Genomic DNA, 12,878 nt, shown 5'->3' with positions numbered 1-12,878 from the left:
AAAAATGAATAAAGGAATAAAGACCATTGGAACAATCGTTTCGCTTTTACTATTGTCCGTGCTATTGTTTGTGATCTTGATCAGTGCGATTTATCCATTACCATTCCAGTTAGAACGTTTCCGCTTCTTTTCTTTGACGAATTTCTATCTGCGACATTATATTTTTTGGGTGGCAATCGCCTTTTCGATTCTCTTGATTCTTGGCATACTGATCTTGCTTTTCTATCCAAAAACGATCCGCAGTTTCTTACTAAAAAAAGGGAACGGAGAATTAGTGCTGGATAAAAAAGCTATCGAGGGTATGGTTCGTTCACATTTGAACCAAGATGACTTTATCGACTCTCCTAAAGTCAACGTGAAAGCTACTAAAAATAAGCTATCCGTTGGGATCAAAGGCGAGTTGAGACGAACGTCTTCATTAATTGGGAAAACAGGAACCTTAATGAAAGATATCGAAAACGAAATCCAACATGTACTCGGAGAAGATGAACCTGTTCAAGTTTCAGTAAAGTATACAGGTTATCAAGAACCAACTAATAAAAGAAGCGCAGATCAAGCGCGAGTAGAATAGGGAGGCTGACGAAATGAATGAATTTATGACCACGTACAAGCTCCCGATCATCTGCGGAGTGATTGGCTTGATTCTAGCAATATTATTATTGTCGATCGGTTTTTTTTAAACACTACTAGTTACCATTATGGCGATCATTGGTGTAGCTGTTGGTATGTACTTGAAACGTACGCATCTTTTAGACGATTATTTCAAATCTTAGGAGGAACATTATATGAATAACAATGAAAAAAACAATCAAAACAATCAAAATAACCAAAATAATAACCAGGGAAAACCAGTTTCTGCACATCCAGATCCAGTAACACCAAACCAATCAAATGGAATCACGACAGAAAAAAATAAAACAGCACCTGTATCAGGACATCCGGATCCAGTTGTGCCAAATGTAGAAGAAAAAGTCGAACACGACAAACATCAAAATGATAAACATCAACATGACAAAGACCATGATGCCCATCAACCTGCTCCCCATGATCTGCCAAAATCTGGTGGACATACACCTGGTGGACCAGTTCCACCCCATGCGCCACAATCTCTAGCTGGACATGGAAAGGAAGAGCACATGAACGGCGATTTGACTTACGAAGATAAAGTGATCCAAAAAATCATCGGAATCGCACTTGAACAAGTCGATGGATTATTGTCAGTCGATGGTGGTTTCTTCTCAAATGTTGCCGGGAAATTAGTGAATACAGATAATACGACTGCTGGGATCGATACCGAAGTCGGTAAAAAACAAGTAGCTGTTGACTTGTCGATCATTGTTGAATACGGGAAAGACATCGAAAAAATTTATCAACAAATAAAAGAGATCATCAGTAAAGAAGTACAAAACATGACTCATTTAGATGTAATCGAAATCAATGCTAATGTTACAGATATCCAGTCAAAAGAAGAATTTGACGCGAAACAAGAAACAGTTCAAGACAAAGTAACAAATGCAGCCAAAAATACCGGACAATTTGCTTCTGAGCAAACGGATAAGGCGAAACAAGCGATTGCTGAAAAAACAGAACAAGCAAAGGACCATGACTCCGAAGTTAAATAATGAGCAATCGAAGATAGATCATAATAGAACATGAGGTAGTTAGTTGAATGAATGTTCTTTAAAGAAGAGCGAATTGAACAAACGCAGTCATGTTGAATAATTGAATCTCTACACCAAAAGTACGCTTTGCAGGCTGCTTTTGGTGTTTTTTCGTTTTAAGTGCTGCTATATTAAAAGTAACGAATAGGTCCTTTACCTACATAGGCTCAATTCAAATGTAACGAAATCGATAGGATAACGCCCCAGTGAGAAATGATCCTTCCAGTTGTTCCGTATGGATATAGAAAAAATGACATTTCAATCATGCGTAAATTGCTTTAAATTTAAGAGGATAGAGCTTTTTAAAGTTCGGTCAAATAAAAAAAGCAAGTCTTTTTTTGAAATTTATAGCTAGAACATAATCTGTATTTCAATTATAAATAACAAATAAAGGCTAGTTTGCTTTTTAGATGTAACTACATACGTATAAAATAAAAATCTGTTGAAAAAGTAAGCTATGTGATAAGAATAGCGATCAATGTATTTCAATGGTAAATGAATAAAAGGAGGAGAAATAGTTGAAAACCAGTAAAAAACTGTTACATAGTTCCTTGATTTTAGGACTGACTTTTGGAAATATCAGTGGTCCAGTTGTTGAGGCAGTTTCCATGCTAAGCTCAATTGAAAATAAGATAGAAACAAAAGAAGAAACAAAAGAAAAAACAAAAGAAAAAACAAAAAAAACGAAAGATACAGTAAAAATCAATTCAGTAGCTAATGCTTCTGACTATAAAAAAATAATTGAGGATGGGGTAACACGAAGATTTAGTTATATTCTTTCAGACTATATGAAAAAACAAACGCATAAATTTGATATTGGTGAATCATTTGTGTCACGTGAGGAATATACCCCTTTTTTTGATTTTACTACAGGTCCAATAGTGTTACCGATACCCCCTGGAACTATTTCTACTCTTGTAATGTTTTCAGAATACAAATCAACTAATAGTGAGCGGATCTATACGGCAACCACCGAAAGTGGCAACTGGCATATACGCTTGATTGTAAATGCAACTGCATATTTGAATCCGCCGGTATTTACTATTTTTTTAACTCGAATGGCAAATAATCCTGTAGAAGGAGAAGAAGTGTTTAAAAACTTCCCTATCCCTCATTATTATGTGGATGTACCTGCATGGAAAGATATTAAGAATGAGACATTTACTTCAGATGTTTCGTTTACATCAGCAGCACAGGTGTTAGGGGAGATTAAGGTTACGATTAAATCAGGTTCCCACAGTTTATGGGACAATGAACCCATACCTAATCCATCTAACTATATTGACAAGATTAATCAAAGCAATGTAATTGGAGATTTAAAAACAGAATGGGAAACACCACCTGATATGCATAAGATCGGAGAACAGCAGACGAAAATTAAAATAAGCGAAGAAAGAACTGGTAGAAAGACTATTGTAACTGTACCAATTACTATCAAATCTGCTGCGATACGATTAACAGTGAAAAAACCAATAGATAATATTTATCAATATGAAGATCTCCCTGATGTTACCGATTATTTTAATGTGACTGATCCTTTAAATCTTCCCTATAGTCTTCATTGGGACTCGAGCGTGAGTACAAATAACCTAGGGGAACGTGGCTGGCAAGCAATAGTGACTTCTACGGATGGTACAAGAAGAGAGACTGCTTCAATGAAAATGACAGTCATTCCAATTCCAGAAATTGAGTTAGAATTAGAAAAAACTGCATCCTATTATTTGAATGAGACACATTCTCCTTTAGATACTTCCTTTCAAAAGTATATAAAAAAAGCAAAGATTGAGGGAGTAGAAGTTGACCCGAAAAATCTCACGTTTGTTGCTACTGAATCGATAGAACCTAATTACTCTGTCGCAGGAAATCAAAGATTAAAAATTACCGTCCAAACAACGCATTCACCCACAGGAAAAATTATCAAAGGTTCTGCTGAAACAACCGTAAACATCTTATGGGGGAACACTATTTTAATGCGTTCCGCGAATGGAGGATCAGCAGGTGCTTTTTCATTGAATCTAAATAAAGCGAATACCTCTTCTGCTACCATAGTGATGCGTCGTGGCTTGGATTCGCCATGGGACGAAGCAGTCAATCCCAACGGCCTACAGTTTTCACCCTATTATAAATTTGAAGTGTTAAGAAACGGGAATCCAGTATATGCGCAGGAGATAATCAATCGGTCCACGCTACAAGAAATCATGAATGCTTTTGGAAATAACAACAATGAAATTACCGTTCAAATGAACGATATCATCAAAATCACCCACCCAGAAAAGTCTGCAAAAAGTTCAGTGATAATGATCGATGAAAAAGAACATGACTTTACCTATGGTTCAGATTATGCGTATTATCGAGTAACTCAAAACGGTCTTGTACCCGCACCGGTAGTCGAAGCTGAAAGTGCAGGAAAAGTATTTGTTTTGGGAGAAGACACGCGCAATATTGATTCCGCAAGTTTAATCGAAAATGCAACGATCAACGGTGAAAAACTTGATAAAAATCAATACACCGTAGAAGCACTTGACCATTTTGATACAAGTACGATCGGTTCTCGAAAAATGCGTGTCCGTATCAACATGAAAGATGGGATTGCTTCAGAAGAATTTGAGATCAATTATAGTGTTGGCTGGGGCAGTACATTCGTTCTAAAAGGATTGGATGATACCACGGTAGGTGCTTTTAGTTTATTGAATCAAAATGGCCAGTGGGCACTTCAGTCAAGTCAAGGTGTCAATGGAACGAACTTAAGTGGTTTCGTCAATAATCATTTTGGGCGAGAGACGTATTACAGTATTGAAGTGTTAGATGGGAGTACCAGAAAATACAACTATGAAGTAGCAGGAAATAGTTCGATTCGTGAGGCAATCAATGGCTTCAATAATGGGCAACCTTTGATTGTTGAGAAAGGGAATGTGATCAAGGTCTATCACGCAGAAACCAACGGAAAAAATCTGTTGATGGAAGACGAGTTGGTCAAAGATTTCACAGTTGGTTCAAACTATGCGTATTATAAAGTGACGGACCACGGATTAGAAGCTGTTTTAAATGTTGAAGCGGATGCTGCTCCCCAGGAATTTTGTCTAGGAGAAACCACAAAGGGGATCGATGGCACCAAACTAATCAAGAGTATCAAAGTCAACGGAATCGAATTAACGAATAACTTGTATACTGTCACTCAATTAGAAGAGTTTGATACTACTTCTGCTGGGTCCAAAAACTTACGGATCAATTTTAAAACAAAAGATGGCATGGTCTCTAAAGAAATCACTGTGCCGTATGAAGTGAAATGGGGCAATACGATCCTGATGCGTTCGGCTACTGGAGACGCTGCTGGTGCCTTTTCGTTACGGATTGGGGATACGAGTGCTTCATCGGTCCAGATTGCTATGACGAAGGGACTAGCAACAACGGGTGAAGATGCAGTGGGACCTGCAAATGATCCATATGGACTTTACTATTCTTTTGAGGTCTTACGAAATGAGCGAAGTGTATATGAATATGAAGTGGCCAATCGTTTTACAGTGAATCAAGCAATCAAAGATTTTAATAATGGTAATGGATCATTGAATATTCAACTCAATGATGTCATTAAAATCTACCATCCTGAGAAAACAGCGAATAGTTCAGTTGTTATGATCGGAGAGCAGGAAAAAGATTATACTTATGGAACAGAATATGCATACTATAAAGTGACACCTCAAGGATTTGTGCCTGTCCCTGTAATGACAGCCGAAGGAGCGAAAAAAGAGCTTCTGTTAGGGGAAGAGACGCGCACGATCGATGCAAATCAATTGGTTTCAACTGTCAAAATCAATGGGCAGGAGATCGATGAAAATCTTTATACGGTAGAAACATTATCAGATATAAGTACGCAGACTGTGGGTACGCGGAAAGTAAAATTGAAAGTGACAGCGAAAGATGGCTTGTCATCTGACGAAATCGAAGCGGAGTATACTGTAAAGTGGGGAGATTCTCTCGTATTGAAAGGACTGAACAATGCCACTGTTGGTGCGTTTAGCTTAGTTGAACAAAACAAACAATGGTTGCTTCAGTCAACACAAGGCGTGGATGGCACTAACTTAAGTAACCCAGTGAATAACTTGCTCGGGCGTCAAGTCTATTACCGCTTGGATGTGATAAAAGGAGTAAGTAGTAGCTTTACCTATGAAGTCTTAGGGAATAGTACGATTGGAGAAGCAATCAATGGCTTTAATAATGGCAGTCCACTTGCAATGGCTGTAGGGGATGTCATTAAAGTCTATCATGCAGAAACGAATGGTAAAAACCTTTTTATGATGGATGAAGTGGTGAAGGATTTTACGGTAGGTTCCAATGAAGCCTACTATGAAGTGACTGAAGAGGGGCTTACACCAATCTTAGCAGTGAGTGTGGATTCATCACCACAAGAATTTACATTGGGCGACATCACGACGAATGTTGACGGAGCTAGTTTAGTGAACAGTGTGACTGTGAATGGTAGTCCATTGACATCGGATCAATACACAGTAAAACAACTAGGCAAATTTGATACGACAACGGCTGGCAAAAAAGATCTGCAGATCCAATTTGATACGAAAGATGGTAATATCTCCAAAGAAATCACTGTGCCTTATGAAGTCAAATGGGGGAGCACGATTTTACTCAAGTCAGAAAATGGTCATTCAGCGGGAGCCTTCTCACTGCATACAACGAATGGTTCTGGACGTCAGTTAGCGATCTACACTGGCTTAGACACACCAGCGAATGAACAAATCAGTAGCGACTCTTCTTTGTACTATTCGATTGAAGTCCTTCGTGATGATCGTATTGCGTATAGTCAGGAAATTCCTGGCAGTGCCACGTTGCAACAAGTCATGGATAACTTTGGCACCAACAAGGCGATCAGCGTTCAGTTCGGGGATGTCGTCAAGATTTATCACCCACAACGGACAGACGGTAGTTCTGTGTTATATGTCAATGAATCAGCGGAAGATTTCACCTATGGCTCACCTTATGCGTATTATGAAGTAACCGCCTATGGCTTCAAAGCGTTACCAGTGATGGAGGCTGAATCTGCCAATAAGGAGTTCTTCTTAGGAGAAGACACCGCTAATACGGATTTAACACAGTTGTTCTCTGATGTGCGGATTAATGGCGAAACAGTTAACGAAGATCAATATACTATTGAAAAAGTAACTGATTTTGATACGAGCACGATTCCTACTGAAAAAGATAGAACTGTTAAAATTAAACTAGCGATGAAAGATGGTCTGGCTGCACTTGAGATAGACGTGCCTTATAAAGTACGTTGGGGCAGTACTTTCGTCTTAAAAGGCTTGGAAGATGCCACAGCTGGTGCTTTTAGTATCATCAACCAAAACAACAGCTGGTCGATCAAAGCAACAAAAGGGGAAGATACGACTGTTCTGGAAAACCCTGTCAACAATGTTTTTGGACGAGATGTGTATTACCGGATCGAGGTCGTGGAAAATCCAGATGCCAAGAAAGTCGCCTCACCTCTTGAAGCAATCCGAACTTTACAAAATGGAGAAATGACTGAAACCAGCACGCCTACTCGTGCTTTGGAACCGCCACTAGTGATCGTTAATGAGGGGATGCCTTTAACTGAATCAACGGATAAAGTGAAATACAGCTATGAAGTGACTGGCAATATGACGATCGGGCAAGCAATTAAAGGCTTTAACAAAGGGCAGCCTTTGACAATCGATGAAGGGGATGTCATCAAAGTCTATCATGCGGAACCAGGAAGTCGAAACTTATTGATGCGGGATGATTTGGTCAAAAACTTTACAGGTGGCTCGAATTATGCCCATTATCAAGTGTCGAACCATGAATTTGAACCAATCACAGATATCGAGACAGATACAGTGACACAAGAATTGACTTTAGGGGAAGATCCTAGTGAAATAGATCCGACGAAATTGATCGAAAATGTTCGATTCAATGGTCAAAAATTAGCCGAAAACCTATATACTGTAGAGCAAGTAGATGCATTTGATACGAACACAGCTGGACCGAAAACGCTGAATGTCAAAGTAGCGACAGCAGATGGGGTGACTGCAAGGGATGTTTCGGTGCCATATGAAGTCAAATGGGGCAGTACGATCCAGTTGAAGAATCGTAATGGGGATACTGTTGGTTCGTTTGGCTTATTGAAGAAGAAAGAACAAATGCAGATCCAATCCATGCAAGGCAACGATCAGACTACGTTATCCAATCGGGTAACAGAATTCGATGACAACGAGGTCTATTATGGCATCGAAGTATTAAATCGTTCAGGTAGCAAGTATAAATATGAAGTCCGTGGAACCCAAACGATCGAACAGGCGATTTCACGATTCAATAGTGGGAAGCCGCTAAATGTTACAGTTGGCGAGATCATCAAAGTGTATCATGCAGATTCCAATAGCAATTTACTGATGTCTGAAGAAATGGAACGAAACTTCACCTATGGAACGAACTATGCGTATTACGAAGTAACAGAATACGGCTTTGAGCCAACAGGCGAGTTCATCGTTGAACCAGCAGAAGCGAAGTTGGTCAAAGGGACAGAACAAGTGGATCTAAAATCATTGCTTAAAGAAGTGAAATTGAATGGAAAAGATATTCCAAAAAATGCGTATTCTGTCACGATTGATCCAGAGATGGAAATCGATACCTCAAAACTTGGGTCGCAAACAGTAAAATTAACGGTGAAAGCAGATCGCTCATACGGTGGATTTTCAGCAGAAACAGAAGCCACGTTTGAAGTTGTGGAAGAAGGCCAAGCAGGTCAAGGAAACGGCGGTGACGGCGCAGCTGGTGGAACAACTGCAGGAGGAGCTGGTGATGCAACCGGTGGTGCAACTGCCAACAGTAGCAACCTTCCTAAAACCAATGCAACCAGAAATGCTGCTTTTTCAATCTTTGGTTTTGTTCTTGTGGCAATGACTAGCTTCCTGATGTTTTGGAAGAAACGAAAAAAAGAAGACCATTCAGAAAATAAAAAAGTAGAGTAACGCAAGACCATTTTTTATTGAATTTAGAAAAAATAATTTTCTATCCCGAACAAACTTCTCTAAAATAAAGAATAGAAGCACTCAATTAGATGAAATACTCTTTAATTGAGTGCTTTTTAAATTTATTCAAAATGAAAGAATACGGTGAATAAAATGTTCGATATTTTATCAAATAAATTAAAACGTCAGCTTCATTTATTAGAGTTGCTTTTTGAAAAAGAAAACTATCGCTTTCAGGACATAGAAAAAAAGCTGGCCTGCTCTGCAAAAACAGTAAGAAACGATCTAAATGATATCATTTCATATGCAAAAGAGATCCATATCCAAATGGATCGGGATGTCGGTGTCACTGTAACGATTGCGCCACATATCACAGAAGATTATATCTATCGGACGATATTGAAGGAATCGATCGAATTCCGTTTCTTAGAGGCGATTTTATTGAATCACTATGGCTCGTATTTGGAACTATGCGAAGAATTGTTCATTTCAGAAAGCACCTTGCGACGGATAGTGAAGAAAATCAATCAGGTACTTAAAAAACACCAGTTGACTATACGCGGACTAATCAAGATCATCGGTAAAAAAGAAACCATCACTCAATTGATGGCTTGTTTATTTCAAGAAAAATATACTTGCTTAGAAGAAGTTTTTTCGCCAAACATTTGCCAAAAAAGCCGATTGTTCCTGACAGAACTTGGTATGTACCACCAGCTTCAGGAAAGAATCATGCAACTGGATCAAAAAGAAAACGACTTATTGCTTTTTTATATTGCAAGTACACTCACACAATACGAAAGCGTGGCAGAACAAGAGGGGGAAGAATTTGGGAAGGACAAAGAGACTTGGGATAATTGGTATAAAGAACAGATCGAACAAATGATCCACCATCCCATTCTTCGTAAAATATTACGGGTGGATCAACAGATGATTCAAGAAAAAATGAGCCATATTCGGGCGATCATCGATTTAGCTATCACTTATCTTGAAATAAAATATCAAATTTTATGTACCGATCGTACTGATGTAATCGAAAGAGTTGCTTACGGCAGCACTGGTAGGCAAGAATGCTCATATATCTTATATGACAGGTATCGGATATTTTTTCAGCAATTCCATCCCTTTATCAAATCCATCCAAATGGAGCTAGAAAAATATTTGATAAGAGAAAAAAAAGACAATGAAGTAGATAGTGAGATGCTAGAAAAACTCGTGACCTGGCTGGTGTTTCATTGGCCTGCGGTGATAAAAGAAAGAGAAGTTGAGAAACAAGTAAAGGCGTTGCTAGTGATGGATGGTATCCATCATGCAGATTACATAGTAGGTAAATTGAACCTGTATTTAGGGAATCGTTATCGGTTCATAAAGAACGATCCTGGGGGGTTGAGCGATCAGGTAAGACTCAAAAACACATATGACTGTATCATATCAACAATAGCACTCGGTCAGACTTCTGATATACCGGTCTTTGGCATTTCAGTTATGCCAAGGGCAAGAGAAATACATAATTTAATCAGATTCCATCAACAAAATGATAATGAATTTTCTCTTTGAAAAGTAAGCTGTTACTGATCTTTTTTATGGTGTAACATTCCCCAAATTAGGCGAATGTTACATCGTGGGAAAAATTAGTGGCTGTTTGTCAATAAGGACTGATGAGTTTTGAAAAATGAAATCTGGGATAGAAGAACTAACCTTCTGTTCCCACCTTTTATTCGTTTTTAAAGCATGAGACAAAAGTGTTTCTTACTTTTGTCTCATGCTCTTTTTTTTGAAATTTCCGAAAAACCTGACTTTTGGACTTTCGTTTATTCGAGAGTCTATAGCAATCTGATTTTTAGATTTATCCTATACTCAATGACTACACTAAGGAATTAGTTTGACAGCTTTTTTATAGTTATTTTTACATTGGCTCATCTTTTACGTATTCGATAATATCTCCAGGTTGACAATGCAAGACTTCACAAATTTTGTCGAGGGTAGAAAAGCGGATCGCTTTTGCTTTGCCGTTTTTTAAAATAGAGATATTGACCATCGTGATCCCGACCTTTTCACTTAAGTCAGTTACACTCATTTTTCGTTTTGCTAACATCACATCCAAATGGATAATTATTGCCATCTCCTCACTCCTCACACAGTTAAATCAGACTCGTTTTTTAAATAAATTGCTTCTTCCAGTAGCCGACAAAGGGTAGTCGATAACACATAAATAGCGAATGGAAATAAAACGATAGAGCCACCGAGAAGCATGATCCCAGGTGAATCACTCAAATCTGCTAAGAGATAAAACTTAGGCAATAAGCCAAAAATAGCTAGAATAATCAGCAGTAAGGCACCACGTAGTTGTTTGAAGATAGCTAAGCTGGCTGAGGAAAAGACTTGATTATTCGCTGCTTGGGTCAATAATCGGAATAATCTACTGCCAATGAATAGACAGTTCAAAAGAATAAAGTAAAGCATGGCCACCATCAGAAGGGTTTGCCAATCATAGGTGTGGGGGGCGCTTGTAGCCACTTGTACAGTTAAAAGCAACCCAAGAAGAATATAACCAAGATTTAAGAGAGCCACCATCATTTTTGTAAAAAATACGTTCATATGCATCATTCCTTTTCGTTATACGATATATTTTTATTGTTTATCGATAAATAGAGAGATGAACGAAAGCCTCTTCTTTTTGAGAAAAGGCGATCTAACGAATCAATATTATTATTTAAAGCTGTAAAACCATTACTAAAGATTAACTATTTCTCATTTAAACAATGTATTCCCTAACCACTAATACATCCTTGTAACCCTGAAGTTACGCCAGTGGGATTAAATTTCAACAAAACAAATTAAAATGTCGCATAACATATTTTTCGTACTTTCTTTATTATAGCATGATATGCACAAAATAAATAGTTAAATCTTTCATAGTCCTATTAATCGATGAAATGGTTCTTTAAAGATCGTACCTTTTGAAACATTCAGCAACAATAGAAACGTACCTATGATTGGTTGAGAAAAAAGCTCGTAAAATTTCTTACTTTTTTCGATAGTTCTGTAGTAAAAGAACAAAAATAAAGAAGAAAAATGATTCCCAAAGCGTAGTCGTCCAGCTGAATTCTTTCGAAACACCAAAAAACAAATTACCAACATTTGACACAATTAGATAAATTATTGTTGTTATACAGGCATAAACGATTTTTTTTACCATGAGAGCACCTCGCTTTTCGATTCAAAAGAATCTGTGTTTTTTTAAGTTATCACATTCAAAAAAATGAGATGAGCTAATTTCAGTATAATTCATTTTATACTTTTTTGAAAAGGGTAACAACCTTGAAAATAACATGTTTTTACTTTTTGCATAAAATCCTGTGACTAATGAACAATCAGAAAACTCTAATAATTTATTTATTTTTTGTAATATTAATTGAGCATTATCTTTGCATTTTTTAATGTTGGATACTATCCTTTAATTATACCCAATAGAAAAAAAGCAAAAAATACTTTTGAGTTTATTCGTTATTTATGTTTATCGGGCTAGAAATAGAGAAAACGCCTATCGGAGTCAGTAATGGTTGGTAGCGCTTCGATATTCTAGGCAGCTGAATTTTTTAGATAACGAAAAAATATCATCAGTATAGTAAGGGTAGGAGGTGGAAAATGAATAAAGGGTGGAAGATAATCGGTATTATCGCAAGTTTGTTTTTACTATCCGTACTTCTAGGTGTAGCTGTGATCAATGCCCCGTATATCATGCCAAAACAGTTGGAAAGATTTCGCTTCTTCGTTATCACAAACTACTATATGCAGCAATATCTATTTTGGGTAGCTGTCGTTTTTGCTATTCTTGTGTTTATTTTGTTATTGGTTGTACTATTCTATCCAAAATCAAAAGGCACATTTGTACTAAAACAAAAGGACGGTACACTGACGTTGGACAAGAAAGCAATCGAAGGATTGGTTCGGTCACAATTACATGAAGAAGAATTTGTTGGTTCGCCGAAAGTAAAAATACGTTCAACGAAAAACAAAATCAACGTTCATGTGAAAGGCGATTTAAAACGTACATCTTCATTAGTTGGAAAAACAAGTGCATTGATGCGAGAAATCGAGCAAAAAGTCAGAAACGTACTTGGCACAGAGCAAAATATCGGTGTAGCTGTGACATATAGTGGCTATGAAGAGCAAAGTACTAGAGACAACAAGCACTCTCGAGTAGAATAGGAGGGACTTA

At 37.6% G+C, this 12,878-nt stretch carries 7 protein-coding genes and 1 pseudogene; 6 read left to right on the top strand and 2 right to left on the bottom strand.

The annotated features are described in order from the left end of the window. Nucleotides 1–4: 4 nt before the first annotated feature. From amaP (DVW83_RS02920) to DVW83_RS02900, 5 genes and pseudogenes are all read left to right on the top strand, one after another. Nucleotides 5–571, top strand: a complete 567-nt coding sequence (amaP, locus tag DVW83_RS02920; RefSeq protein ID WP_104660048.1) for an alkaline shock response membrane anchor protein AmaP — start codon at nucleotides 5–7, stop codon at nucleotides 569–571. 13 nt (nucleotides 572–584) lie between these two features. Further along, nucleotides 585–773: pseudogene (locus DVW83_RS02915) on the top strand (DUF2273 domain-containing protein). Nucleotides 774–785: 12 nt separating this feature from the next. After that, nucleotides 786–1,622: an Asp23/Gls24 family envelope stress response protein gene (locus DVW83_RS02910; protein ID WP_104660049.1), complete on the top strand. Its 837-nt coding sequence runs from the start codon at nucleotides 786–788 to the stop codon at nucleotides 1,620–1,622. A 557-nt stretch (nucleotides 1,623–2,179) separates the two neighbouring features. After that, the gene (locus DVW83_RS02905; RefSeq protein ID WP_137238991.1) at nucleotides 2,180–8,659 is read left to right on the top strand and encodes an LPXTG cell wall anchor domain-containing protein; all 6,480 of its coding nucleotides are present in this window, start codon (nucleotides 2,180–2,182) and stop codon (nucleotides 8,657–8,659) included. Nucleotides 8,660–8,812: 153 nt separating this feature from the next. Continuing rightward, on the top strand, nucleotides 8,813–10,213 hold the full coding sequence (locus DVW83_RS02900; RefSeq protein WP_238699341.1) for a helix-turn-helix domain-containing protein: 1,401 nt from the start codon (nucleotides 8,813–8,815) through the stop codon (nucleotides 10,211–10,213). Between the two features lie 349 nt (nucleotides 10,214–10,562). On the opposite strand, the gene DVW83_RS02890 is transcribed toward DVW83_RS02900, so the two are convergent. Continuing rightward, nucleotides 10,563–10,778, bottom strand: a complete 216-nt coding sequence (locus DVW83_RS02890) for a helix-turn-helix domain-containing protein (RefSeq protein WP_104660051.1) — start codon at nucleotides 10,776–10,778, stop codon at nucleotides 10,563–10,565. Nucleotides 10,779–10,789: 11 nt separating this feature from the next. Then, nucleotides 10,790–11,254 (bottom strand): DUF2975 domain-containing protein, encoded by a 465-nt coding sequence (locus DVW83_RS02885; RefSeq protein ID WP_104660052.1) that lies wholly within the window; start codon nucleotides 11,252–11,254, stop codon nucleotides 10,790–10,792. 1,050 nt (nucleotides 11,255–12,304) lie between these two features. Here DVW83_RS02885 and amaP (DVW83_RS02880) point away from each other — a divergent pair. Then, a complete protein-coding gene (gene amaP / locus DVW83_RS02880; protein ID WP_104660053.1) occupies nucleotides 12,305–12,868 on the top strand; it encodes an alkaline shock response membrane anchor protein AmaP in 564 nt (187 codons plus the stop codon). The last annotated feature ends 10 nt before the right edge of the window (nucleotides 12,869–12,878 follow it).

It is taken from the genome of Enterococcus sp. VV15, assembly GCF_005236045.1.
In the GTDB taxonomy this organism is placed as follows: domain Bacteria; phylum Bacillota; class Bacilli; order Lactobacillales; family Enterococcaceae; genus Enterococcus_B; species Enterococcus_B durans.
This window is presented reverse-complemented; position numbering and strand designations above follow the sequence as displayed.

Coding starts and splice junctions, on each gene's coding strand:
- DVW83_RS02900 (WP_238699341.1), top strand. CDS start 8,813: ATGTTCGATATTTTATCAAATAAATTAAAACGTCAGCTTCATTTATTA.
- DVW83_RS02910 (WP_104660049.1), top strand. CDS start 786: ATGAATAACAATGAAAAAAACAATCAAAACAATCAAAATAACCAAAAT.
- DVW83_RS02890 (WP_104660051.1), bottom strand. CDS start 10,778: ATGGCAATAATTATCCATTTGGATGTGATGTTAGCAAAACGAAAAATG.
- DVW83_RS02885 (WP_104660052.1), bottom strand. CDS start 11,254: ATGAACGTATTTTTTACAAAAATGATGGTGGCTCTCTTAAATCTTGGT.
- amaP (WP_104660048.1), top strand. CDS start 5: ATGAATAAAGGAATAAAGACCATTGGAACAATCGTTTCGCTTTTACTA.
- amaP (WP_104660053.1), top strand. CDS start 12,305: ATGAATAAAGGGTGGAAGATAATCGGTATTATCGCAAGTTTGTTTTTA.